Source organism: Mesorhizobium sp. WSM4832 (assembly GCF_055811115.1).
The window spans coordinates 67001-92068 of sequence record NZ_JBVVQH010000023.1 but is presented as its reverse complement, the minus strand read 5'-3'; the positions used below and the strand labels follow the sequence as shown (position 1 = coordinate 92068).

The following is a 25068-nucleotide window of genomic DNA, read 5'->3' as shown; positions in this document are numbered from 1 at the left end:
CGGACCCGGCCTGGCCTTCACCACAAAGCACTTCCGAATGATCGAAATCGTCCTGCGCTTCGCCCGCCTCTGTGCGCCGCTTGTCCTATTCGCCATGCTTCCAGCCCGAGCCCTGGCCGGCTCCTGCCCGGAGGATTGCAGCGATCCGGCGCCTGCGCAGGTCAACATCTACAGTCAGACCACGGCCGGCCATCTGAGTCCCGCCACGGCCAGCGCGCTGTCGCGCGTTTACGTGCCCAACCGCTCCTCCAACAGCGTCTCGGTGATCGACACGCTCACCTTGAAGGAGGTCGGCAGGTTTTCGGTCGGCAGCAAGCCGCAGCACGTCGTGCCGTCCTGGGACCTGAAGACGCTCTGGGTAGCCAACAACGGCACCGGCAAGAACGGCAGCCTGACGCCGATCGATCCGATGACCGGCAAGCCCGGCCTGCAGATTGCCGTGGACGACCCCTACAACATGTATTTCATGCCGGACGGCAGCGCCGCCATCGTCGTCGACGAAGCCATGGAGCAGCTCGATTTCCGCGACCCGCACACCATGGCGTTGAAATCGAGCCTGCCGACTCCGACCTGCCCTGGCATTAACCATGCCGATTTCTCAGGTGACGGCTCCTATGCGATCTTCACCTGCGAATACGGTGATGGCGGCCTGGCCAAGATCGACCTGAAGAACCAGAAGGTGCTCGGCCACCTCGACCTCTCCAGGATGGGCATGCCGCAGGACATCCGTCTCTCGCCCGACGGCAAGGTTTTCTACGTTGCCGACATGATGAATGACGGCGTGTTCCTGGTCGACGGCGACAATTTCAAGGAAATCGGCTTCATTGCGACCGGCATCGGCACGCATGGTTTTGTCGTCAGCCGCGACGGCAAGCGCCTCTATGTCTCGAACCGAGGCTCGCACAAGATGGAGCAGGGCAAGGCCAAGGGTCCGGGCAGCGTGACGGTGATCGACTTCGCCACCCGCGCGGTGGTGACGCAATGGCCCATCCCCGGCGGCGGCAGCCCCGATATGGGCAATGTCAGCGCCGACGGCAGGCAGCTGTGGTCGTTCCAAATTGCTTTAATATTTATTGGGTTACTTATTCTATATTGGATTTTGTATCCTGAGTATATTGTTTATAACGATCACGGTATGAACCAACTATATGTGTTGATTTTAGGCGTAATATTGATGTGCATTGTTTTGTTTTGGAGACTCAAGGCAGTCTTTTCTTACGGCCAGGGGGCCTTGGTTTTAGGTCTCGATTTGCCTTTTGTGGCAGGGCTTATATTCTTAATCGGAAATATCTTTGGCTCCTATGTTGCAGAAACTGGAAGTTTTAGAAATACCGTTGTTCTAGAGCATCGTACGGTCGATCGAGTTAAGATCGTACTATTTACTTCACATCACGCGATTCTTTACAGCGAAGATGGCACGACAATTGTCGTGCCATCTGGCGACGTTCGGGAGGTTCGGCATGCTGGTTGGAAATTAGGAAACAAAGGTCCATCGAACCTAGATGGCCGCGCGTTTCCCCGGCACATCCACCTGATGCTGTGAATCATCGTCAGGGTCACCCCGTTCCTGATCGTCGGCGGCGCGATCTACGGCCTGCTTCAACGGCTGGTTTGGATTCAGCGGCTGGCCTTGCCGTAGCCGGTTGGACTGGTATCGGAAATGCAGATCGCGCCGCCCCCATTCCCGGCCTTGCCTTGGCATCTGGTGCATTTCAGCTTGGCTTGATGTCCCATTCCATACCATAGCCGGCGCATCAGGGCCGGACCGGTCCCGAAGCTTGGGAAGGTCGAGCTTCTGACTACGGTTGCACGGCGCGTAGTGACAGAATGCCGTCACTATTGTCTTCGCGTCGATGAGAGATTGGAACGTCCCTTCACCATCGAACGCTTACCTCCGGAACCGCTCAGTATGCCATACGACCTTGCCGTCGATCTTCATCGGCTTACCCGCATGCTCAGGCTGACTTGCCTTTTAGTACCTCTCCCTGGGGTACGATATTGGCATTCCGAATTGGGAAAAGCACCGCATCCGAACATTGCATGTCGGCAGCTTTTGCCAATCTCTTGAGTGCTTCCTTGTGATCATTGGGTAGTATCTCGGCCAGTTCTCTTCCTGCTTGGGTCAAGGGAATGACCGACACGTCCACGCGAATCGAAGCCGGATCTTTTAAAGTGAGAACGAGCAACCAGTCACCGTACCTGAACCTGGCCGTCCCTGCTTCTTTGATTGTGAATGATTTGGACAGAAACGATCCGACGCCATGGATTAGACCCGCCGCCTCCAACGCCATGGCATCGCTTAATTCTGCGCTTTGGTCGTCGGCAAGGAGATCACCGACAAATCGCAACTTTGCTACCTGTTGAAACAGCGTCGCGGTGGAAGCGGTTAGTTCAGAGACGACTCGGAGTGTGCTATAGGAAAAACTGCCTCCCTGCCTCGCTTCGCCGGCCAGGATCCGACCCCACAGCCTCCGCATACGATCACTTGAAGCTTTTTCAGCATGGCCCTCCCAGACATTGAGCCAGTCGTCGTCGATTTCGTCGGCTGCATTCTGCGCGGCCTGCTCAGCCGGGGGAGGCAACAGCACTATCTGCTCAACCGCATGCTCCAATGCGCCCGCAACGTTGTCTCGCCTCCGCGCGATACCTGGAAAGTAGCTTTCGATCACTTGCTGAGCCAAAGCCGGGTCATTTTTTACTTTCTCCACCAACATGTTCCCCGCGGCGTCGATCAGTTTTGCCTCTTGCTGATGCTGTGAGCGTGCTACGAGCAGCTTCCTCTCGTCTTCAAGCCCTTGCTTGGCGACTTTGTTACCGAGGAGCTTGTCGTAGGCGGACAGCACCCGAGATTTTACCTTGGCGGTGATGCCGTCGGGGCCTGCTTTGATTTCAAGCCCGGTTTCATGATCGTCTTCGCTCATGTGCCATCCCATTTGAGCGAACGATCAAATCACGTAGCACGAAATTCAACAAGCGGCGGTTCAATCCTGTAAGCGACGGTTCAATACTCAACTCTGCGTGGCCAATCTGAGTGGGCCAGGCACTCAATCTAGCCGTCACGTCGGATCAGCTTTCGTCTCGGAAATCCTGCAGCGAGGCATGTCGCAAATCCTCCTCGCCCTCGGAGATGCTTTGCACGCCCGATCAGCCCCGGCTTGACCCACTGCGTGGCCGGTCGCTTCATGCCTTTCGGCGCCGTGCCGGCGTGCTCCTGGACGCGCTCCCAGAGCCGTTCCAGCATTTCCCGGTTCAAGGTGATGAACGCAGAGCCGACATAGCGGCCTGTGCCTCTCTCCGCCATCAACGCGAAAGCCGGCTTCCCGGCCTCGCGCTCAACGCCGAGTAATTCGTATTCGTCGATCGTGAAAGCCATGCCTACATGATCGACACGACAAACGGCGCCGTGACCAAGATCCGCGTGGGCGTCGAGCCGCACGGCCTGACAGTGTGGCCGCAGCCCGGGCGCTACTCGCAAGGGCATACGGGGAATATCCGATAAGGCGTTTAGTATTGCCTGCCACCCGAAGCTCGTAAGGGTGGCCTGTCACTGAGGCTCAGGAAGGATGGCCTGCCATCCGAAGCTCGCAGAGCGAAGGGTGGTGCCCCTAGCCGGGATCGAACCAGCACTGCTTGCGGAACTCGATTTTGAGCGGCCCAATGCGACATTGGTCACGGCTGTGGGGGAGGCATTGCGCCTGCATCGCGAAAGGTGACGAGGCGTTGGCAGCGCTCGTCCCAAAGCACCAACTTTACGCACCGGATGCTTTCCACGATTGTGATGCGGCCGATGCCGCGTAGCTCCGGGTAATCCCGCAGCACTTCCGGAAGCCGGTAGTATGGCACTTTGCTGGAAAGGTGGTGGACATGATGAATGCCGATGTTGGCAGTGAGCCATCGCAGGACCAGCGGCAGTTCATAATAAGAGGAGCCGTGCAGGGCGGCGTCCTGAAACCGCCATTGCGGAACGTGCGACCAGTGTGTTTCCTCGAACTGATGCTGGACATAGAATAGCCAGATGCCGGCCGACCCTGCCAATACCACGATTGGCAACTGCACCAGAAGGATCGACCCGAAGCCGACGAACCAGATGAGGCCTAGGGTCAGAACCAGGATTGCCAGATTGGTGGCCATGGTCGAGACCCATGGCTCCGCGCCTGAGCGCATCATGCCGAAGGGCAGTCTTTGCTTGAGCAGGAAAAGCCAGATGGGCCCGATGCCGAACATCACAACAGGATTGCGATAGAGCCTGTATGCGAGGCGGCGCCAGCGCGACAGGGAGTGGTATTCGGTCACGGTCAGCGTCGTGATGTCACCCACGCCGCGCTCGTCGAGATTGCCGGCAGAGGCATGATGGGCCGCATGCGCGCGGCGCCAGTAATCATATGGTGTGAACGTAAGGACACCGATCAGGCGACCGGTCCAATCATCCGCCCTGCGGTGAGCGAAGAACGAGCCGTGACCGCAATCGTGCTGGATCATGAACAGGCGAAGCAGGAATCCCGCCGCCGGAACTGTCAGCACCGTCCCCCACCAAAAGCCATGATGCACCGCTGTCGCGGCAAGCGTCCAAAGGCCGAGAAACGGGACAAGCGTGACCATCAGTTCATTCAGGCTGCGTCCCCGGTGTGGCTGCCGGTAGCCGGCGAGAACCTTGGGCCAGGGCGGTTCGCCGCCCTGGAGCGGGGAGATGGATTTGGCGGCTTGCGTCAATGACAATGGGCGGGCCTTTATGGGTTTGGAGGCTGCTGCACGAACGATTCGGCAGGCCGAAGCCTAGAGACGAGACATGGTCGAGCTTCAGTTTTCACGTGGGGCGGTTGTCCTCGGCCGTCAGGCGAGCGCGCCGCCATGTGCCGTCGGTGTCTGCATTCCTGCACCGTTCCGCTGCCGCATCGTGGATGCTTTCAAAGCGGTTTTCTGTTCAGTTGCAGGTTTCGGATGGGCTTTCTTGACACACGCGATCATCAAATGGACTCCTTTTGCCGGCCTGTCAACGACCGTCGGAGTTCTGTCCGGCGATCAGCGACCTCGCCTCAACGCCTATGCGGCGAGAGTCTTGGAGCAGCCTTGGGCGCCTGTCAGGGCTGGTTTGTCCGGGCGTCGTCACAGCCGCCCGTTTCGATAACCGTTGTTTCGTGTAGCTGTCGGCCAAGGCCTTCAAGTCAGCAAGTTTCGCCGGCTTGTCTGGCGCCGCGTTGCAATGCGTCGAGATCGAGAACTGAAATCTTGCCCGACGGTTTGGCACGCTTGGCAACCAATACGGGTACGACGTGCGGCTCTTCCATGCACCGGATTTTATGGGAACCCACCAAGTCGCGGTAATTGGAATGTTGGTGCTTTTGCTACATAAGGCCGCATTAGCGGATGGTTCGCCAACCCATTTCCTTCGTATTCTCCCGTATGGTCGGGCGAATCTGAGAACCGTTTCGCGCGGTCTCGAATACGCCCGATGCGTGGCGCATGTGCCGGGCAATTATCGCGTATCGCAGGTGCTGCGTACCGATCGTTTCCACATTCCGGCAAAGCAGGCGTCACGCTACCAGACCGCCCGCGTCTTCCTCGGCGATGCGGCGCATGTCCGCTCGCCTCTTGGCGCCCGCGGCATGAATCTCGGTATCGAGGATGCCGCTTCCTTTGCCCGGCGTTTCGGCGACGGCATGCTGGCTGGATATACGGATGAACGCCGGCCGGTAGGGCATCGCTGGATCGAGCTCAGCGAACGCATTCTGTCGACGGTGCAGTCGTCTCATGTTCAAGTGATCAACTGCTCGATCCTAATCGGCAGGTCGCGGATACGCTTGCCGGTCGCGTGATAGACCGCGCTTGCAACGGCGGCGGCCGTGCCGACATTGCCCAGTTCGCCAAGCCCCTTCACGCCGGCAGGATTGACCGCGTGGTCGACTTCTGGAACCAGGATCACCTGCAGGTCCTTGATGTCGGCATTGACCGGCACGAGATAGTCCTGCAGATCGCGGTTCACATAGCGGGCGTAGCGCCGGTCGACTTCGGTCGCCTCATGCAGCGCCTGGCCGATGCCCCAGATCATGCCGCCCATCAGCTGGCTGCGCGCGGTGCGCGTGTTCATGATGCGGCCGGCCGCGAAGGCCCCGACAATGCGCGGCACGCGAATTTCCTTTGTGTAGCTGTTGACGCGGACTTCGACGAATTCGGCACCGAAAGCGTATTTGACCGACTCCTCGTCGGACTCACCGCCATGGAATTCCGGCTGGCCGGCATAGAGTTTTTTCAACGCCTGGGGCGTCGCGCTCTTGGGCGCGAACTCGGCATATTCTTCGATCGCGCCAACCTGCATGGTCTTGAAGACGTCCTCGACCTTGGCCGATGCGCCGCTCTTCGCCACGATCTTGCCGCCACGAACGTCCAATTCCTCGTTGTGGGAGCCGGCAAGGGAGCCGCCGTCGCCAGTGGCTGCCGCGAAAAGCTTCGTGCGGATTGCATCGCACGCCTTCAGTACGGCCGAGCACACGCTCGCGGTCGAAATCGAGCCGCCCGAAACCGGAGCTGGAGGCAGGCTGCTGTCGCCCATCTCGACTTCCACCTTGTCGATCCCGACGCCAAGCCGCTCGGCGGCCATCTGGGCGGCCACGGTGCGAACGCCGGTGCCGATCTCGTGCGAACCGCATTGTACGCGAACGCCGCCGTCGACGGTCAGGCGCACACGCGCCGCGCACGGCGCTGCGGCGGTCGGATATATGGCCGTTGCGCAACCCATACCGATCAGCCAGTCGCCATCGCGCATCGCACCGACCTTCGGATCTCTTTTGGCCCAGCCGAAAGCGTCTGCCGCCTGCTCGTAGCACTGGATGAGCGAACGACTGGAGAACGGCTTCTTCCCGATCGGCTCAGTCTTCGGCTCATTGATCCGGCGGAACTCGACCGGATCCATGCCTAGCGCTACCGCCATTTCGTCCAGCGCGTTTTCCAACGCGTAGACGTAAGGCGTCTCGGGAGGAGAACGCATATAGCCCGGTGTGTTGCGGTCTGCCTGCACGAGCGAGACATGCGTCAGCACCGAGCCATAGTCGTACATGCGCCCTGTCGCCGAGGTGCCGCCGACGACATAGGCATCCGGACGTGACGTCACCTCCCAGCCTTCATGCGCGAAGGCCGTGATACGCCCGTCCTTGCCGGCGCCGATCCGGATGCGGTGCCGGGTTTCGGCGCGATAGGTCTGGGTCCCGAACGCCTGCATGCGGCTCGTCACGCAACGCACCGGACGGCCGAGACGCTTGGCGGCAACGGCGACGATCGCGGTGCGCGTGGTCATGGGTCCTTTCGAACCGAAGGCGCCGCCGATATAGGGGCTCACGATCCGCACCCTGGCCGGATCGATCTTCAGTTGCCTGGCAAGCTCGACCTTCCAGCCGGTGACGTTCTGCGACGGCTCGTGAACGATGAGCCGATCGCCTTCCCACATGGCGGTCGTCGAGAACAGCTCGATCGGATTGTGGTGCTGCGTGGGCGTCGAGTAGCGCTGGTCGATCTTGACCGGAGCGGCGGCATAGGCGGCCTCGAAATCGCCCGCCTTGACGTCCTCCTTGAACAGCGGGCTCTTGCCGGCGGCGGGGATGGTCTTCGTGCCCGGACTGTCGAAGCTCGCGGTAGGCTTCTCCTCCTCGTAATCCGCGCGGATCAATTGCGCCGCCTCTTCAGCCGCCTCGAATGTCTCGGCGACCGCGAGCGCGATGATCTGGCCGTCATGGAAGATCGTCCTGTCATGCAGCGGTCCGATCGAGGTGGCGCCGGTGTTGCCGAATTTCGGCCTTTCGAACTTATCCATGTCGCCATAGGTGACGATGTCGAGCAGGCCGGGCACCGCGCGGGCGTCATCGAGATGAAGCTTGGTCACCCTGCCCTTGGCGATGCTGCTGGTTGCCAGCGCACCGTAGGCAATGTTGGCCGTCGGCAGATCCGCGGGATAGTGGGCCTGGCCGGTGACCTTCAGCCGCGCATCGATGCGCGGCAGCGGTTCGCCCATGTTCTCCTTGGGCTTCGGAGCGGCTGCATCCATGTCTCACACCTTCATGTCACGGGTTTCGAGCAGCGCCCGCACCAGCGTGCGCTTGCCGAGCTCAATCTTGAACGCATTGTCCCGGCGCGGTTCGGCATCGGCAAAGGCAGCCTCCGCCGCTGCCTTGGCCGACGCCTCGTCGAGGGCTTTGCCCTGCAAGGCCTGTTCAGCGGTCCGCGCCCGCCACGGCACGGTGGCGACGCCGCCAAGCGCGATCCGTGCCTCGCGGACCTCGTCGCCGTCGAGGTCGAGCGCAACGGCGGCCGAGGCCAGCGCAAAGGCATAGGATTCACGGTCGCGGATCTTCAGGTAAAGCGAACGCCTGGCCCATGGGATGGCGGGCACTTCGATGGCGGTGATGATTTCGTCGGCGGCGAGATCGGTCTCGATATGCGGCGTATCGCCGGGCCGCCGATGCAGCTTGGCGAACGGGATCTTGCGCGCGCCACGCGAGCCCTCGGCGTGAACCACGGCATCGAGCGCGATCAGCGCCTGGGCGAAGTCGCCGTGGTAGGTGGCGATACACGTGTCACTGGTCCCCAGAACCGCGTGCTGCCGGTTGAAACCTTCCATGGCGGCGCAGCCCGACCCCGGCACGCGTTTGTTGCAGGGCCAGGACGTCTCGCGGAAATATTCGCAGCGCGTGCGTTGCAGGACATTGCCGGCAAGGCTCGCCATGTTGCGGATCTGGCCACTTGCCGCCAGCCTGAGACTGTCGGCGACGACCGGATAGCGCCGCTTGACTTCGCTGTTGTCGGCGGCCTCGCCCATCCGCACGAGAGCGCCGAAGCGGATACCATCGTCGGTGATCCTGATTTGCCTGAGCGCCGGCTCGGCGAGACGGTTGAGATCCACCAACCGGTCAGGCTGCGCCACGCCGAGTTTCATATAGTCGGCCAGATTGGTGGCGCCGGCGATGAACTGCGCGTTCGCCCGCGTTGGGGCTTCGTCCGACCTGGTAAATCGGGAAGCAAGCGCGACGGCGGCGGATATGTTTGTAGGCTGCTCGTAGACGAAAGGGCGCATCTCAGGCTCCCTTGGTTTCGTCACGCGCCTGGATGATGGCGGCGACAATATTGGGATAGGCGGCGCAGCGGCAGATGTTGCCGCTCATAAACTCGCGGATATCGTTCTCGGAACCCGCATGGCCTTCATTGACGCAGCCGATCGCCGACATGATCTGGCCCGGCGTGCAGTAGCCGCACTGGAAGGCATCGTGATCGACGAAGGCCTGCTGCATCGGATGCAGGACACCATCGGTCGATGACAGCCCTTCGATGGTCGTCACCTCCTTGCCGCCGTTCATCACCGCGAAGCTCAGGCAGGACAGAACACGTTTGCCGTCGACCAGCACCGTGCAGGCGCCGCACTGGCCGTGGTCACAGCCCTTTTTGGTGCCGGTCAGTCCAGCGTGATCGCGAAGGGCGTCGAGCAGACTCGTCCGCGGGTCGAGCGAAAGCTCGTATGGTTGCCTGTTGATCCGCAGCGACGTGACGGCCGGCTCCCTTGGCCCTGCGTCGGATCGGCCCGCTGTTTCGGCTTTCGCTGGTGAGCCCAGCAAAGGGACAGCCGCAACGGCCGAGACAGTACCTGTCATAAAGCTTCGCCGGTTGAGATCAGTTGCGGATAAGGCCGAAGGCTGGGACATGGCTCGCTCCGTGGCTGGCTGGGTCATTGGCGCTAACCATCGAGCCGAAGCATTGTTCCGAATTACCGACCAAACAGCGACGCCTCACAAAAACGTGCTCCGAGCAGCTCGGTTTCAACCAGGGAACATGCACGCCGATTTCGAGTTCTGCATCCGATACCAACGGGCATCGAGGCAGGCTGATCATGAAATCGAAGCTGGTCGCAGAAACGTCGGGACAAAGGACCTTTGTGGTCGTGCTGGACCCAAACGAAGAAGCAGTCGAAGCATTGACGATTTTTGCCGGCCGTAACGGAATTGCCGGCGCTTCATTGGCGGCGATCGGAGCGTTCGAAAAAGCAACGGTCGGCTGGTTCGACTTCCAGTCGAAATCCTACCGCAAGATTCCTGTCCTGGAGCAGTGCGAAGTTGTGAGCGCGATTGGGGACATTGCCGTCGACGAGGAGGACAGACCGAGCCTTCACATTCACGCCGTGCTTGGTCTCGGTGACGGATCGACGCGGGGCGGTCATTTGTTGCAAGGTTTTGTGCGGCCGACGCTGGAAGTTACCGTCCTGGAATCGCCCGGCCACTTGCGCCGCAGGAAGCGTTCTGAGCTCGGCATTGCACTGATCGACCTCGAGGCCTCATAACAGCCTTCGTCAATCCCAAGCCGAGAGCACGACCTCCATTTCGACCGTCTCGACCTGCTGGGCAAAGCGCTGATGGTATACGGTCATCAACGCGTCATGGGTGGCGTCAGAAGAACTGCAAAGCGCATCCGTAACCAAGATGACGCGGTAGCCGATTTCGATCCCCCTCTCGGAAGCACCCTGATCATCCAGGGCGTCGCCCATTCAGAGGGCTCGGCGAATAGTTTTTGCATGTCTACGCAAAGATGCGCGCAATGCTTGCCAAGCGACCCGTAGTTCAAGCCTTGAGCCGCCATGACAATGCTCGGCGGAATCGATCCGGCTGCGGCGAGGCCAAGTGGGGAAGCGCGTATTTCGACGAGCACGAGCGACGCCTGAGATTCAAGATTTGATCCTCTGAACGTTTGGACAAACGCATTGCCAAGACGATGCAGGCCACCCCTACGAAGTTAGTGGTAGTAGATGCCGCCGTCGACGTTGAGCGACTGGCCGGTGACGAAGGCCGACAGGTTGGACGCGAAGAACAGCACCGGCCCGACGACATCTTCCGGCGCGCCGAGGCGCTTCAGCGCGGCGACCTCCTCCCAATGGCGGATCGCGGCTTCGCTGCCCAGATTGTTCTTGCCCATCTCGGTCAGGATGATGCCGGGACAGATCGCATTGACGGTGACGCCGTCCATGCCGACTTCCTGCGCCAGCACGCGGGTCAGCGTGATCACCACCGCCTTGGTCGCCGCGTAATGGCCCTGCGTCGGCACGCCCTGGCGGCCGGCGATCGAAGCGATGTTGATCACCCGGCCCGATTTCCTGGCGCGCATATGCGGCAGCACAGCCTGGCACATCATCAGCACGCCCTTGGCGTTGACGTCGAAATGGGCATCCCAGTTGGCCTCGTCGAGGTCCTGGAGCAGGCTGGGCTTCAGGATGCCGGCATTGTTGACCAGCACATCGATGCTGCCAGCGGCCTCGAGCAGGGCCTGCGCGGTCGCCTCGATGTCCTTTTTCCTGCTGACATCCATCGTGTAGACATAGCCTTTGCGGCCGGCCGCCTCGATCTCACCCCTGGTCACGTCGAGTTCCGCCGCCTGCGACGGCAAATCGGTGATGGCGACATCGAAACCAGCTTCGGCCAGCCCTTTCGCGAGCGCCCTGCCGATACCGCGGCTGGCGCCTGTGACGAGGGCCGTCTTGCCCTTGGCTTCAGGAAGGATGGTCATGCTGCTTCTACCTTTGATGTCTTGACCGGGAGCGAGTTCATCGCAGCGATCGTGTCGTCGAATGAAACGAGTTTGCCGTCGGAACCGAGTCCCATCGCCACCTTGGCAGCGACGGCGCTGGCAAAGCGCGCGGACTGCCTGAGGTCCCAGCCCTTGACGATGCCGACGATGATGCCGGCGGTGAAGGAGTCGCCGCAGCCCGTGGTGTCGAAGACCTCGACCTCGAAGGCCGGCAGATGAAAATCCTCGCCATGCTCGGGCGAGACATGGACGCCGTCGGCGCCGAGCGTCAGGATGCAGTTCTTCACCCCCCTGGCCTTGAAGAAGGCGGCGACGCGGGCCGGATCGCGGTCATGCGCCATCTCGCCGGCCTCGTCGATGCTCGGCACGAAATAGTCGATGTAAGGCAGGCACGGTTCGACCAGCTTCCACGTTTCGGGCGTCGCCTGGATGAGATCGAAGGTGGTGACGCGGCCAAGCTCCTTGGCGCGCTTCAGCAGCCTGACCGTCGGCTCGCCGTCGAAGCGCTTCAGCAGGCCGGTGCCGCCGACATGGACGACGCTCGCGTCCAAGGCAGCGTCGAGATCGGCATCGGCGACCTCGAACAAAGTCGCGGTGCCGGGCACATGCAGCGCCGGACGCTCGCCGTTCGGCCGCACCGGCAAGATGGTGGACGAGGTCTGGACGCTGCCGTCGCGGCGGACAAACTCCGTCTCCAGCCCGTATTTCTTGAGCTTGGCGAGGAACCAGTCGCCCATGTCGTCGGTGCCGAGCGTGGTCACGGCCCGGGTCTTCAGTCCTAGGATGGCGCAGTCCATGCCGGTCGCGCCGGCCGTGCCGGCGACGGTCATGCGGATCTCCTCGATAAAGTCGGCGCGGCCGCCTTCGGGGATGCGCGAGACCGGCCGTCCGAGGATATCGAGGACGTAGAAGCCGATCGAACTGACGTCGAACTGTGGCATGACTGACTTGACCTTTCGAACTCAATGGGCGGCGCGGCGCAGGCCGAAGCTCGCGGCCAGCACCAGGAAGACGAGCACGCCGATGCCGACCTGCTGCCAGTAGAAATTCCAGCCGACGAGCAGCAGCCCGTTCTTGACGATGGCGAGCAGCAATACGCCGAGCAGCGTGCCGATGACCGAAGGCTTGCGCTCGCGGCTGAGCGTCGTGCCGATGAAGGTGGCGCCGATGGCGTCCAGCAGGAAGGCATTGCCGGAGAGCGGCACGTAGGACTTCACCGTCGCCGACAGCAGGATGCCGGTGACGCCGGCTAGCAGCGCGCAAAGCACATGCACCATCGACAATTCGCGCGGCACGCGGATGCCCGAATACCAGGCGACGCCGGGCTGCGCTCCCATTGCCTGGACGTAGCGGCCGAAGACCGAACGATGCAGCAGCAGATGAACCGCGACGGCGAGGACGATCAGCACGATCACCGGGGTCGGCACGCCGAACAAAGCGGTGCGGGCAATGGCGTTGAACTGGTCGGCGGCATAGCCGCTGGTGAGATAGATCGGCTGGCCGCCGCTGGTGGCGAGCTGCTGTGTGCTCTGACCAATGAAGAGGACGCCGAGCGTCGCCAGGAACGGGCTGATGTTGAGCCTGGTGATGAGGATGGCGTTCAGCACACCGACAATCAGCGCGGCACCCAGCCCGCCGGCGACACCGGCCACGCCGCTGTAGCCGCCGGCGAGAAGCATGACGAAGATCATGCTTGCCATGTCGACGGAGACGCCGACCGAAAGGTCGATGCCGCCGGACGAGATGACGATAGTTAGCCCCAGGGCCACGATCGCCAGCATGACGACATTGTTGACCAGCACGTTGAACAGGTTTGCCGGCGTCAGGAAGGTCGGGCTGGCCATCGCGAAGAAGATGACGATGACGGCAAAGGCGATCAGCACGCTGTATTTGGCGAGGAAGCCGCGCAGGCTCACCCTGGCGGTGTTGTCGTTGGCCGAGACGCTCATCGCGAACCCTCCGAACCGCGGGCAAAGGATGTGATGGCCACCACCAGCAGGATCAGCGCGCCCTGCACGCCGTTGACCCAGTAGCTGGAGACGTTGAGCAACTGGAAGCCGTTGGCTAAAAGACCGATGAACAGCACGCTGAGCAGCGTTCCGCCCATGGTCGGCACGAAGCGGCGGGAAAAGACGGTACCGAGCAGCGCCGCCGCCAGCACCGACAGAAGCAACTCGCCGGAACCGGGCGTGCTGGCCGACAGGCGCGAGACGGTGAGGATGCTGGCCACCGCCGCGCAGAAGCCGCTCAGCACATAGGTGAACGACACATAGAAGGGCACGCTGAGGCCAGCCGCGCGCGCAGCCTCCGGATGGCCGCCGACCGCGTAGAGCCGCAGCCCGAACGCGGTGCCGTGGATGACAGCGATCACGATCGCGGAGAAGACGATCAGCGCCCAGGCAAGCGCGGAGATGCCGAGGAAGCTGCCTGAGACCAGCAGGCCGAGCAGCGGGGAGGATGCGCCGACGACCGTGTTCTGGGTGAGCGTGAGTTCCATGCCGGCCGCGACATTGAGCACGGCAAGCGTGGCGAGCAGCGGCAGGATGCCGAGCCCGACCACGGCAAGGGCGTTCAGCGCGCCGACCGCCATGCCGACGGCGATGGCTGCGAGCACCGAGAGGAGGTCGCCATAACCCATCGACAGCAGCGTGGCGTAGACGGCTGCGCAGAGCCCCATATTGGCGGCGATCGAAAGGTCGATGCCGCCTTCGGTGACATCGGAGCCGCCGCCAATGATGACAGCCGTCATGCCATAGGCGAGCACGCCCAGGATCGCCGACTGCTCGACGACGTTGATCAGGTTGAAGGTCGAGGTGAAGCCCGGCGCGAAGATGACGAAATAGGCCATGATCACGGCGAAAGCGGCGATCGCGCCAAGCCGCACGACCAGGGCGCCAAAGCGCCGGCCGGCACTCTTTGCGGCGGCCTGTTTTTCGTCGGAAACGCCGACTTCGGTGTGGAGAACAGTCGCGCTCATGCGGCTACTCCATCAGTGTTCGAACGTGCACCGGACGAAGCCGCCAGCAGCGCGTCGCTGTTCATCGAAGGACCGGAGAAGCTGCCGGCAAGCCTGCCGCGATAGACGACCAGCACACGGTCGCAAACGCCGACCAGTTCGAGCAGGTCGGAGGACAGAAGCAGGATCGCCGCGCCCTCGCCCGCCAGCCGGTTCAACAGATTGTAGATCTCGACCTTGGCGCCGACATCGACGGCAACCGTCGGCTCGTCGAGCACATAGATGCGCGACTGGCAGCTCAGCCATTTGGCTAAAGCCACCTTCTGCTGGTTGCCGCCGGACAGCTCGCGCACCAGTGCGTCGCGATGCGGCGTCTTGATCGACAATTCCTTGATCAGGCCGTCGACGGCCTGGTTCTCCAAGCCACGGCTGACCATGCCGCTCCGCGAATAGCGGCGCAGGCTGGCCAAGGAGATGTTCTCTCGCACCGACAGGCCGAGCGCCACGCCATGCGCGCGGCGATCTTCCGGCAGCATGGCGATGCCGTCGCGCACCGCCTTGACCGGCGTCGACAACGACAGCTCCCTGCCCTCGACCTTGATCGAGCCGCCATCGGCAGTCTTGAGGCCGAACAGGCACTGGACGATTTCCTTGGCGCCCGACCCGAGCAGGCCGGTGAGGCCGACGATCTCGCCGGCGCGCACATTGAAGCCTACGTTCTCGAAGCTGCCGCCGAGGCGAAGATTGGCGACTTCCAGCACCGGCGCGCCGAGTGTGAGCGAGCGCCTCGGAAACATCTCGCCGACATCGCGGGCGATCATCATCGAGATGATCTCGTCGATCGGTGTCTGGCGCGGATCGACCGTGCCGACATCGTTGCCGTTGCGCATCACGGTGACGCGATCGCAAAGCTTCTCGATCTCCTGCATGTAATGGGAAATGAAGACGACCGCGATACCGTCGTCGCGCAGCCGGCGCAGCACGTCGAACAGGCTGTCCACCTCGCGCTTGACCAGTGCCGCCGTCGGCTCGTCGAGCACCAGCACCGAGGCCTTCTGCGCCAGCGCACGGGTGATCTGGACGACCTTCTGCTGCGCGGTGGTCAGGTCCTTCACGAGAGTTCCCGCCGGCAGCTCCATGCAGAAGAACCGCTTCAAAAGATCGGCTGCCTTGCGCTCCATGCCGCGGCGGCTGACGAACGGACCGAGGCCGATCTCGTGGCCGAGGAAGACAGCTTCGCCAACGGTCGCGGTCGGCACCAGGAGCCTGTCCTGATGGATGAAGTGCACGCCGAGCTTTTCGACCGACGCCGGCGTCAGCGTGCCAACGGTCTCGCCATTGATGACGATGGTGCCGCTGTCCGGTTTGACGATACCGGCCAGCACCTTGATGATGGTCGACTTGCCGGCGCCGTTCTGGCCGACAAGGCCGAGGATCGAGCCGCGCGCGATCTCGAGGTTCGCGTTTTCCAAGGCGCGCACCGGGCCGAACCGCTTCGATATGCCTGTCATCGATACAGCAATTTCACGCTTTGCTGTCTGCATGGCCGTCAATCCTGGTTGGATGTGACGGGCAGCCATATTGGCATGGCAGCCCGTCGTTTCGTTCAGCCTTATTTAACGCCAGCCTTCTCGGCGGCGTCGAGGAAAGGTTTACCCTTTTCGCCGGCGTTTTCCTTGTTGATCAGCACCGCCGGAACGAAGGTGAAGGGCGCCACCTTCTGGCCGGCAAGGTACTTGGCGGCATTGTCGACCGAGGTCTTGCCGATCTCATAGGGCTGCTGCGCGGCGACCGCGCCGGCCGACGATTTCGGGTCCATCACCATCTTGACGACTTCCGGGCTGCCGTCGATGCCGTAGGTCTTGACCTCGTTGCGGCCGGCCGCCTCGACCGCCTGAGTGGCGCCGATCTGCGGCACGTCCCAGCAGGCCCAGACCGCGCCGATCGAACCCTTTTCCGGCGACTTGGTCAGCATGTCGGTCACGTTGGAATAGGCGCTCTGCACCGTGTTTGGGATGACGTCGCGCAGTTCCGGCTCGACGATCTTCACATCCGGGAACGAGGTCAGCACATATTTCAGCTGGTCGTAGCGGATCTTGCAGACCGGCACGCTGTAGAAGCCGTTGAAGACCAGCACATTGCCCTTGCCGCCCATGTCGGCGACCATCTGCAGCGCGATCTCGGCGCCGATATTGTAGTTGTTGGAGGTGGTGTTGTTGATGGCGTGCGGGGTCGCCGTATCGACCGTGAACAGCGGGATGCCGGCGTCGCGGATCTTCTGCAGCCACGGGTTCAGCACTTCGAGGTTGCCGAGCTGCTCGATGATGGCGTCCGGCTTCTGCGCGATCAGCGTCTGCAGCTGCGCGATCTGCTGCTGGTCCTTGCGGCCGGCGTCGAGCGCGATGACCTCGCCGCCGAGTTCCTTGACGCGATCCTGGATGCCGCGGAAGGCCATCAGGTCCCAATAGTGGTCGGTACCGATGGCGGACACGCCGATGCGCTTGCCCTTGAGCGACAGCTCCTCGGCGGTTGCGCCGGAGACGGCTGCAAGGCTGCAAGCCGCCGCCAAGCCCAAAGCGAGCGCCTTGACGAGGCCTTTCATTGATTTGGTCATTTTCATTTCCTCCCTTGTTGATCGCTCCGGGCCTTCCCGGAGGATATGCGAAACTGTGGATTGCTGCTCCTCAGGCAGCGGCGTCAGTGTCACGCAGGCCGTAGCTCGCCATGCGCTTGATGACGTTTTCGATCTCCTCGTCGGACAGGACCGGCGGCTCGCCGATCTGCAGGGCGCCGTGATACTGGCGCGCCAGCGTCTCGACCTCGACGGCAAGCCACATCGCTTGGGCAAGGCTCGATCCGACGGCGATCATGCCATGCTGGGCGAGCAGGCAGGCCTTGCGGTCGCGCAGCGCCTCCACGGCATGCGCCGAAAGCTCCGCCGTGCCGAAAGTGGCGTATGGCGCGCAGCGTATGTCGCTGCCGCCGGCGACCGCGACCATGTAATGGATCGCCGGTATTTTCCTGCCCATGATGGCGATCGTCGTGCAGTAGATCGGATGCGCGTGGACGACGGCGTTGACCTCGGGCCGCGCCTTCATGATGTCGAGATGGAAGCGCCATTCGCTGGATGGCGGCAGGCGCCCGTCGACCTCGCCGCTCCAGCCCATGAAGACGATGTCCTGCGGCTCCAGTGTCTCGTAGGGCGTGCTGGTCGGCGAGATCAGCATGCCGTCGCCATGGCGCAGGCTGACGTTGCCGGACGTGCCCTGGTTGATGCCCAGCGCGTTCATCTCGATGCAGGCGTCGATGATTGCCTGGCGCGCCTCCAGGTCCGAAAGGGTCATGCGATATTCCAATCCTTGTCCGGCCCGTTTCCTGGCCAAAATCGTTACCAGGCCGTATAGCCGCCATCGATCGACAGGATCGCGCCGGTGACGTAGCTCGACGCCGGCGACGCCAGGAACAGGATCGCCGAGGCGATCTCCTGCGGCTCGCCCAGCCGGCCCATCGGCGTCATGTCGATCCAGGTGTTGAAGAGTTCGGGCCGCTCACGCATCTTCAGCGTCATCTCGGTGCCGACATAACCCGGCGCCAGCGCGTTGACGCGCACGCCGGATTTCGCCCATTCGACCGCAAGCGCCTTGGTCATCATATGCACGGCGCCCTTGCTCACCATGTAGGACGGCGCCGTCTGCGGGCGGTTGACGATCAGCCCCGACATCGAGCCGAGATTGACAATGGAACCCTTCTTGCGGGCGACCATTGCGCGGCCGAAGGCGCGCGAGGCCCAGTAGACGCCGTTGACGTTGACATCCATCACCAGGCGCCATTCCTCATCCGGCGTGTCGAGCGCGGTGTTGAGGCGCGCGATGCCGGCGCTGTTGACCAGAATATCGACCTTGCCGAAATCGGCGACGATCCGGGCGGCCATCGCCTCGACGGCTTGCGGATCCGTGACGTCGAGCACGCGGCCATCGACGCTTGCGACACCAGCGGCCTTGAGCGCCCCGGCAGCGGCTTTCAGCCCATCCGCATTCATGTCGAGCAGGACGATGCGCGCCCCGCACGTGCCGAACGCCTTGGCGGCCTCGAGACCGATCCCGCTGGCGCCGCCAGTGACGACGGCAACCTCGCCCGCCAGGTCGAATTGCGACCGGTAATCCATGCACGTTCTCCATCAGGACGGACTTGAGCGCGGGCAAAACTCCGCCCACGCCGCCGAAGCAGCGCCGCAAGCCAACCAGTCCTGATAATGCCTCCGGGGTCAGGCTCCTCCCGACCCCATGACGAGGACGTTACAGAAGCTTCCGGGGTCCGTCAATCTGGTTATAACCAGAAAACAGAATCTTTTTGATGAGCACCGTTCAGGTGCGATCGACGCCGTTCACGGTCGCCGACGGCTGCTCGACCGCCATGTGGATGCGGGCGACGGAGGAGTTGTAGAAGGCCTCGTAATATTCGAGCGCGGCGCCGTCGGCGTCGTAGGCGATCGACTCGATCTCGATCAGCGGGGTGTTGGCGGCGACGCCCATCACATCGGCCTCTTCCTTGGTCGGAAGCGCGGCGCGCAGCCAGCGGTCGGCGCGCTTGACGGTCAGGCCGAAGACGGCGCGGATGGTGCCGAAGATCGACTGATTTTCCGACAGGATGTTCTCAAGCCCCGGCACCCGGTGCCCAGGCAGGCTGATGCGAGTCATGGTGATCGGCGCGCCGTCGGTCATGTAGACGCGGCTGATCCGGACCACGCTGCCATTGGCGGGAATGCCGAAGACCTTGGACTCCTTGTCGCTCGGCGGACAGCGATAGATCTCCAGCGTGCGCGTCGAGACCTTGTGGCCCTTGGCAGTCAGATCGTCGAACACGCCGAGATTGGCGGTCATGAAGTCGACATGCTCGCGCGGTGCCGCGACGAACATGCCCTTGCGCGGCATCTTGATGATGCGGCCTTCATTGGAGAGCGAGCCAATCGCCGCGCGCACCACGGGGCGCGAGACGCCGAAGAAATCGCAAAGCGCCTGCTCCGAGGGGATGCGCGAATTGGCGGCCAGCAGGCCGGTGTTGATCGCTTCCTCGACCTGGTTACGCAACTGAACCCAGAGCGGTGCCGCCTCGTCGCGGTTGAGCTGGACCTTGGAGCCGATCGAGCGGAACGCTTCGGCCGCCCCGGCATCTTCCTGGTCGTAACGAGGACGCCCGCGCATTCTGGTTGCTTGTTCCATCATCGGTCCCGCCGCAAATTCGTTTGCCGCGACTCAAAAGCGGCAGCGCCTCCCTAGCGGAGGCCATCCGCCATTTTCACGCTCTCCGGCAAGTTTCGCAACCACAGCATGGCGATGGTCCCAAGAAGCGGTCCGGGAACCAGCAGCAGGAAGGCCCAGCGCCAGCCGCCGACGAAGTCGGCGAAGTGCGGCGTCAGCCAGATGGCTAGCACCGTCAGCGCGAATCCGGCGCCGAGTTGCACCGACAGCGCGGTGCCGACGAAGCGGCGGTCGGCAAGCTCGGTGACGGCGGTGGAGAACTGCGCCGAATCGCCGACCACCGAAATGCCCCAGACGATGGCGACGAGCATGAACAGCCAGAGCGGTCCGGAGAAGAGAAAGCCCATCAGCAGCGCGCAGCTTCCCGAGACGATCATCATGCCGGCTGTGGTGGCGGTGCGACCGACACGGTCCGACAGATAGCCCCCAAGCAGACACCCCAAAATGCCGGACGCGACGACGAAGAAGGTCGAGAGCGAGGCAGCCGCCGCCGCTGTTCCGATCAACTGCGCTTCAAAAGCAGCGCGAGTATACGCAAGCAGCCAGGCCCACATGGCGTAGAGCTCCCACATGTGGCCGAGATAGCCGAGATTGGCGAGCAGCAGCGGACGCTCGCGAAACACCTGGCCAATCCGCGAGGGCTCGAACACCGCCTTGCCAAAGGGATAAGGGCCCTCCTTGGCGAATAGGAGAAAAAACAGCGCGCCGATGGCAGTGGCCACGCTGGCGGCGGCAACCACCGGACGCCAGTCGAGCGCGGTTGAGACGGCGCGGAAGAGATGCGGCAGCGCCGAGCCGATGGTAAGCGCGCCGATGACCGCGCCGAGCGCCAGCCCCCTGTCGCGCGTGAACCAGGTTGCCACCAGCTTCAGCGCCGGCGGATAGACGCCTGCCAGCGCTATGCCAGTGACGATGCGCGCGGCGATCACGCCGCCCGGCCCGAGATGGAGCAACAGCATCGCATTGGCGAGCGCGGCGACAAGTGCCGCGGCGGCCATCAGGCGGCTGAGCCGCACCAGGTCGGGAAGATTGACCAGGCTCGCTGCCAGCGCACCGATCACGAAGCCGACCTGAACGCCATTGGTCAGCCAGGCCTCGGCGCCCGCGCCCAGCGCGAGTTCCTGCTTCAGTTCGGGAAGAATCGCCGTCGCCGAAAACCAGGTGGTCAGCGACAGAACGACCGCCAGGCAAAGCAACGACAGCACGCGCCAGCGTTCGCCGTCGGCCGCCATGCCAAGCCGGCCGTCGTCTATCGTGCTCATGTGCCTTGCAGCGGAACGGTGAACACCGTGGCCGTGCCGGTGAGGCAAAGCTCGCCCTGGCCGTTGCGCACGCTGGTCTCGATCTTGCAGATCGGCTTGTCGGGCCGCACTTCCTTGACCTCCACGCGCCCGGTGATCTCTTCATCAACGCCGACCGCCTTGACGAACTTCCACGCCACTTCAAGAAATACGGTTCCTGGCCCGGGTAGGTCCTCCGCGACCAAGGCATTCAGAATGCCAGAGGTGACGCCGCCCTGGACGATCAGTTTGCCGAACACCGACTTCTCGGCCAGCGCACGGTCGTAGTGCAGCGGATTGCGGTCGCCGGTGATGTCGGTGAAGGCCTCGATGTCGCTGATGCGCGTGCGCCGCGTGCGCTCGGCAAAGGCGCCGACCTGCGGCCGGCCCTTCACGACGCCAACCCAACCGTCTTTCGTCTCGGTACTCATTGCGGCTTCTCCTCCGTTGCGGGTTCGACTGGTTTGAATGCTGGCAGGACACGGCCGCCAATGGCTGTGGGCGCGAGAAGCAGCGTGTCGCCTACCCTGGGCGGCCGGGCGACAGGCAAGATGAAGCTCAGCATCGTCGGGCCTTCGGCCAGTTCGACAAGGCCGACGACATAAGGTGCCGCCGGCAGCCAGCCGGGATGGCCTGGCTTGTGCACTTCTGAAAAGGATTTGAGCCGGCTCTTGCCCGATGCGTCTTTCCAGACCAGGCGCCTGCTCCAGCAGTGCGGGCAGATCGGGCGCGGGTAGAAGACGGCGCTGCCGCAATCCTCGCAATGCTGGATCTTCAGCCGGCCTTTAGCGGCGGCGTCCCAGAACGGCGCGGTGAGCGCGGTGATCGTCGGTCCGGCGGTCTTCAGCGCGTTGAGATCGACGGGCATCAGGCGGCTCCCAGCACGATCGCGGTTGCCTCGCTCATCGTCGCACCATTGCCGGTGACCAGCGCGAGTTTGGCCTTGCCGATCTGGCGTTCGCCCGCCTCGCCGCGCAGTTGGCGCACCGCCTCGACGACATGGGTCATGCCGCCGGCAAGGTCCGGCTGGCCGAATCCGAGCTGGCCGCCATGCGTGTTGAGCGGCTTGTCGCCCTTGTGCGAAAGATCGTGGTCGCGCAGCCACGCGCCGAACTCGCCCGGCGCGCAGAGACCGGCGTCCTCGATCGTCGTCGCGACCATGATCGTGTAGCAATCGTAGAGCGACAGAAGGTCCATCTCGCCGGCTTGCGTGCCGGATTGCGCGAAGGCCCGCGCCATAGCGCTCTTCAGCGGTCCGGAGGTGAGGCTCGGCGCCTGGCTGACCGCGCGGTGCGTGACCTTCTCGCCGGCGCCGAACAGGTGCACCGGGCGTTTGGCCATTGAGCGCGCGCGTTCGGCCGAAGTGACAACGACCGCGTCGCCGCCGGCCACCGGCATGACGATTTCGTAGAGGTGCAGCGGCGAGGCGATCATCGGCGAAGCCAGCACCGCCTCCACATCGGCCGGCTTGCCGAAGAATATCGCGTCGGGATTGAGCTGCGCATTGGCGCGCGCCGCGGCGGCGATCATGGCGAAGTCCCGCGCGGTCGAACCGTATTCAGCCATATGCGCCTGCATCAGCAGCGCGTAGGAGATGTTGGCGCCCGAGGCGCCGAACGGCACGTCGAACTCGCGGATCGGATTGCGGTTGGGCGAGCGGGGCCCCGCCTCCTCGCGGTTGTTGGCAAGCACGCACAGAACCGCCTCGCACATGCCGGCCTCGATCGCCGCGGAAGCGCGCCAGACCATGCCGGCGCCGGACGCGCCGCCGAGATCGACGACATTGGCCATGGTCGGCACCAGGCCGAGATATTCGGCGACAGTCGCCGGGACGTGCTGCGGCGTCTCACCGACCTGCGGCCCGACCAGCAGTCCGTCGATCGCCGCCGGCTCCAGCCCGGCATCGAGCACGGCCAGACGCGAAACCTCGGCGATCATTTCCAGCGTCGTCACGCCGCTGGTCAGGCGCTGCGGCTTCAGCTCACCGATGCCGACGATCGATCCCTTGACCCGGCTCATGCCGCCTTGCTCCGGTCGAGCGCGCGGTATTCGTCCAGGCATGCCGGATTGGCGAGCGAGGCCATGTTCTTGACCGGCTTGCCTTCGAGCGTGGTGCGGGCGGCGCCCTCCACGCGCTTGCCATTCAGCGTATAGGGCACGGCCTGCACGGCATGAATGCGATGCGGCACGTGACGCGGCGAGGCGCCTTCACGGATCGCACGGCGGATTTGCGTGGCAAGCCCGGGGGTCAGCGCATAACCGTCGTTGAGCTTCACGCAGAGCACGATTTCCTCGTCGCCTTCGATCGGCGCGCCGAAGACGAGGCAATCGTCGATCTCGGCAAAGTTCTCGCAGGCGGCATAAATCTCGGCCGTGCCGATGCGCACGCCGCCGGGTTTCAACGTGGTGTCCGAACGGCCATGGATGACGGCGGAACCATAAGGGGTCATCTCGGCGATATCGCCATGCGTCCAGATCTCGCGTCGCGCGGCGAAGTAAGTGGCGTGGTAGCGGGCATCGCCGTCCTTGCCCCAGAAAGTCAGCGGCATCGACGGGAACGGCTCGGTGCAGACGAGATCGCCCTGGCGGCCGATGACCGGCGCGTTGCGCTCGTCCATGACAGCCACGGCAAGGCCCAGACCCTTCACGGTCAGTTCGCCACGGCGAACGGCGTGGATCGGGGACCCCAGCAGGAAGCAGCCGATGATCTCGGTGCCACCCGAGATCGAGGCGAAGATCATGTCGTGCTTCACATGCTCGTAGACCCAGTCGAACTGGCCAGGAGAAACCGGCGCGCCGGCCGAGAGCACGGAGCGAAGCGATAACAGATCGTGCAGGGGTCCCGGCGCGTAGTCTTCAGCGGCAAGCGTCGCCAGATATTTCGGGCTGGTGCCGAAATGCGTGACGCGGGCACGCTCGGCCATTTTCCATAGCGGACTGGGGTCGAGGCCATCAGCCGATTTCAGGATCGGCGCGCCGTCATAGAGCACCACCGTTGCGCTGCAGGCGAGGCCGGAGATCAGCCAGTGATACATCATCCAGGCCGTGTTGGTGTACCAGCTCATGACGTCGCCCGGACGAACGTCGCCATGCAGCAGGTGCTCCTTCAGGTGCTGGAGCAGTACCCCGCCGGCGCGGTGGACAATCGCCTTCGGCGCGCCTGTCGTGCCTGAGGTGTAGAGCACATAGGCCGGATGATCGAAGGGCAGGCGTCGGAAGCTGAGCGGGCCGTCGCTGCCGAACTCCTCGAAGCGCACAGTCGGCGACGAGAAATCCGATCCGGTGCTTCCGTCACCGGTCAGCACCAGCACGCTGATCGTCGGCATCGCCGCGATGATCTCGGCCAGTCGGTCCGAGATGTCGTGCTCCCTGCCCGCATAGCGGTAGCGCGATGCCGCGAAGAGCACCTTGACGCCGATCTGGCCGAGACGGTCGACGATTGCAGCGGCGCCGAAATCCGGCGAGCAGGACGACCAGACGGCGCCGATCGACAGTGCCGCCAGGAGCGCAACGAGACCTTCGACACGATTGGGCAGGATGCCGCCGACGCAATCGCCCTTGCCGACACCGGCCGCGCGCAGGCCATGCGCCGTCCGGGCAACGAGCCGGCGCAATTCGCCAAGCGTGATCGAACGGTAATGGCCACTCTCGTCGGCCTCGATGACTGCGACTTTTGCCTCATCGCCGCCGCGCAGCAGGTTTTCCGCGAGATTGAGCGTTGCTTCCGGCAGGAAGCGGCTCCCGGTCATCGGCGCATTGTCGTCGCGCAGGAAGGAGATGGCGCCGGGTTCGCCGATGACCTCGGCGAAATCCCACACCGTGCGCCAGAATGCGCCGGGATCACCGATGGACCAGCGATGCAGCGTCTCGTAGTCGCGCGGGTCGAAGCCGTTGGCTATCGAAAAGCGCGCAAGGTTGGACGATTGGAACGCGGCCGGCGCCGGCGTCCAAAGCACGGATGACATGGATTTCCTCCCGCAACGCAGGCCCGGCTCGATGCCGCGACCTTGCCTGCCGATGCGTT

At 63.3% G+C, this 25068-nt stretch carries 23 protein-coding genes and 1 pseudogene; 3 read left to right on the top strand and 21 right to left on the bottom strand.

What is annotated here, in order from left to right:
- The first annotated feature begins 37 nt into the window (after positions 1 to 37).
- A complete protein-coding gene (locus AC0L2L_RS27360; RefSeq protein ID WP_473582867.1) occupies positions 38 to 1543 on the top strand; it encodes a YncE family protein in 1506 nt (501 codons plus the stop codon).
- Positions 1544 to 1955: 412 nt separating this feature from the next.
- On the opposite strand, the gene AC0L2L_RS27355 is transcribed toward AC0L2L_RS27360, so the two are convergent.
- The 3 genes from AC0L2L_RS27355 to AC0L2L_RS27345 all read right to left on the bottom strand — a co-directional run bounded on the left by AC0L2L_RS27355 (position 1956) and on the right by AC0L2L_RS27345 (position 4710).
- Positions 1956 to 2921, bottom strand: a complete 966-nt coding sequence (locus AC0L2L_RS27355) for a DUF2806 domain-containing protein (RefSeq protein ID WP_473582865.1) — start codon at positions 2919 to 2921, stop codon at positions 1956 to 1958.
- Positions 2922 to 3049: 128 nt separating this feature from the next.
- Positions 3050 to 3373 (bottom strand): hypothetical protein, encoded by a 324-nt coding sequence (locus tag AC0L2L_RS27350; RefSeq protein WP_473582863.1) that lies wholly within the window; start codon positions 3371 to 3373, stop codon positions 3050 to 3052.
- 296 nt (positions 3374 to 3669) lie between these two features.
- Positions 3670 to 4710: a fatty acid desaturase gene (locus AC0L2L_RS27345; RefSeq protein WP_473582964.1), complete on the bottom strand. Its 1041-nt coding sequence runs from the start codon at positions 4708 to 4710 to the stop codon at positions 3670 to 3672.
- A 617-nt stretch (positions 4711 to 5327) separates the two neighbouring features.
- Between AC0L2L_RS27345 and AC0L2L_RS27340 the strand changes: the two genes are divergently transcribed.
- Positions 5328 to 5813, top strand: a complete 486-nt coding sequence (locus AC0L2L_RS27340) for an FAD-dependent monooxygenase (RefSeq protein ID WP_473582861.1) — start codon at positions 5328 to 5330, stop codon at positions 5811 to 5813.
- Here the strand turns inward: AC0L2L_RS27340 and AC0L2L_RS27335 are convergent.
- From AC0L2L_RS27335 to AC0L2L_RS27325, 3 genes are read right to left on the bottom strand one after another with little or no spacing between them, the layout of a single operon-like run.
- Entirely contained in the window at positions 5753 to 8032 is a 2280-nt protein-coding gene (locus tag AC0L2L_RS27335) for a xanthine dehydrogenase family protein molybdopterin-binding subunit (RefSeq protein ID WP_473582859.1), read from the bottom strand. The genes AC0L2L_RS27340 and AC0L2L_RS27335 overlap by 61 nt on opposite strands.
- A gap of 3 nt (positions 8033 to 8035) precedes the next feature.
- Positions 8036 to 9058: an FAD binding domain-containing protein gene (locus AC0L2L_RS27330; protein WP_473582857.1), complete on the bottom strand. Its 1023-nt coding sequence runs from the start codon at positions 9056 to 9058 to the stop codon at positions 8036 to 8038.
- Position 9059: 1 nt separating this feature from the next.
- Positions 9060 to 9629, bottom strand: coding sequence for a (2Fe-2S)-binding protein (locus AC0L2L_RS27325; RefSeq protein ID WP_473582855.1), 570 nt, complete (start codon positions 9627 to 9629; stop codon positions 9060 to 9062).
- Between the two features lie 236 nt (positions 9630 to 9865).
- Between AC0L2L_RS27325 and AC0L2L_RS27320 the strand changes: the two genes are divergently transcribed.
- Positions 9866 to 10312, top strand: a complete 447-nt coding sequence (locus AC0L2L_RS27320; protein WP_473582853.1) for a PPC domain-containing DNA-binding protein — start codon at positions 9866 to 9868, stop codon at positions 10310 to 10312.
- A 9-nt stretch (positions 10313 to 10321) separates the two neighbouring features.
- Here the strand turns inward: AC0L2L_RS27320 and AC0L2L_RS27315 are convergent.
- From AC0L2L_RS27315 to AC0L2L_RS27245, 15 genes and pseudogenes are all read right to left on the bottom strand, one after another.
- Positions 10322 to 10474: pseudogene (locus AC0L2L_RS27315) on the bottom strand (cysteine hydrolase); the annotation flags it as partial.
- A gap of 287 nt (positions 10475 to 10761) precedes the next feature.
- Positions 10762 to 11529 (bottom strand): SDR family NAD(P)-dependent oxidoreductase, encoded by a 768-nt coding sequence (locus AC0L2L_RS27310; protein WP_473582851.1) that lies wholly within the window; start codon positions 11527 to 11529, stop codon positions 10762 to 10764.
- Positions 11526 to 12491, bottom strand: coding sequence for a carbohydrate kinase family protein (locus AC0L2L_RS27305; RefSeq protein WP_473582849.1), 966 nt, complete (start codon positions 12489 to 12491; stop codon positions 11526 to 11528). Before AC0L2L_RS27305 ends, AC0L2L_RS27310 begins: the two co-directional genes overlap by 4 nt.
- A 21-nt stretch (positions 12492 to 12512) precedes the next feature.
- Complete coding sequence (locus AC0L2L_RS27300) at positions 12513 to 13499, bottom strand: ABC transporter permease (RefSeq protein WP_473582847.1); 987 nt, start codon at positions 13497 to 13499, stop codon at positions 12513 to 12515.
- Positions 13496 to 14527 carry an ABC transporter permease gene (locus AC0L2L_RS27295; RefSeq protein ID WP_473582845.1) on the bottom strand — a complete coding sequence of 344 codons (1032 nt, stop codon included), beginning with the start codon at positions 14525 to 14527 and terminating at the stop codon, positions 13496 to 13498. Before AC0L2L_RS27295 ends, AC0L2L_RS27300 begins: the two co-directional genes overlap by 4 nt.
- A complete protein-coding gene (locus tag AC0L2L_RS27290) occupies positions 14524 to 16050 on the bottom strand; it encodes a sugar ABC transporter ATP-binding protein (protein WP_473582843.1) in 1527 nt (508 codons plus the stop codon). Before AC0L2L_RS27290 ends, AC0L2L_RS27295 begins: the two co-directional genes overlap by 4 nt.
- A gap of 68 nt (positions 16051 to 16118) precedes the next feature.
- Positions 16119 to 17126, bottom strand: a complete 1008-nt coding sequence (locus tag AC0L2L_RS27285) for a sugar ABC transporter substrate-binding protein (protein WP_473582841.1) — start codon at positions 17124 to 17126, stop codon at positions 16119 to 16121.
- Between the two features lie 64 nt (positions 17127 to 17190).
- Positions 17191 to 17850, bottom strand: coding sequence for an L-fuculose-phosphate aldolase (locus AC0L2L_RS27280; RefSeq protein WP_473582839.1), 660 nt, complete (start codon positions 17848 to 17850; stop codon positions 17191 to 17193).
- A gap of 44 nt (positions 17851 to 17894) precedes the next feature.
- Positions 17895 to 18671, bottom strand: a complete 777-nt coding sequence (locus tag AC0L2L_RS27275) for an SDR family NAD(P)-dependent oxidoreductase (protein ID WP_473582837.1) — start codon at positions 18669 to 18671, stop codon at positions 17895 to 17897.
- Between the two features lie 199 nt (positions 18672 to 18870).
- Positions 18871 to 19707, bottom strand: coding sequence for a GntR family transcriptional regulator (locus tag AC0L2L_RS27270; protein WP_027167419.1), 837 nt, complete (start codon positions 19705 to 19707; stop codon positions 18871 to 18873).
- Positions 19708 to 19778: 71 nt separating this feature from the next.
- Positions 19779 to 21026 carry an MFS transporter gene (locus tag AC0L2L_RS27265; protein ID WP_473582835.1) on the bottom strand — a complete coding sequence of 416 codons (1248 nt, stop codon included), beginning with the start codon at positions 21024 to 21026 and terminating at the stop codon, positions 19779 to 19781.
- Positions 21023 to 21475, bottom strand: a complete 453-nt coding sequence (locus tag AC0L2L_RS27260; protein ID WP_473582833.1) for a MaoC family dehydratase — start codon at positions 21473 to 21475, stop codon at positions 21023 to 21025. The genes AC0L2L_RS27265 and AC0L2L_RS27260 overlap by 4 nt, the downstream gene beginning before the upstream one ends.
- Positions 21472 to 21912 carry a Zn-ribbon domain-containing OB-fold protein gene (locus AC0L2L_RS27255; RefSeq protein ID WP_473582831.1) on the bottom strand — a complete coding sequence of 147 codons (441 nt, stop codon included), beginning with the start codon at positions 21910 to 21912 and terminating at the stop codon, positions 21472 to 21474. Before AC0L2L_RS27255 ends, AC0L2L_RS27260 begins: the two co-directional genes overlap by 4 nt.
- Positions 21912 to 23063, bottom strand: coding sequence for a thiolase family protein (locus AC0L2L_RS27250; RefSeq protein ID WP_473582829.1), 1152 nt, complete (start codon positions 23061 to 23063; stop codon positions 21912 to 21914). Before AC0L2L_RS27250 ends, AC0L2L_RS27255 begins: the two co-directional genes overlap by 1 nt.
- Positions 23060 to 25009 carry an acetoacetate--CoA ligase gene (locus tag AC0L2L_RS27245; protein ID WP_473582827.1) on the bottom strand — a complete coding sequence of 650 codons (1950 nt, stop codon included), beginning with the start codon at positions 25007 to 25009 and terminating at the stop codon, positions 23060 to 23062. Before AC0L2L_RS27245 ends, AC0L2L_RS27250 begins: the two co-directional genes overlap by 4 nt.
- Positions 25010 to 25068: the final 59 nt, after the last annotated feature.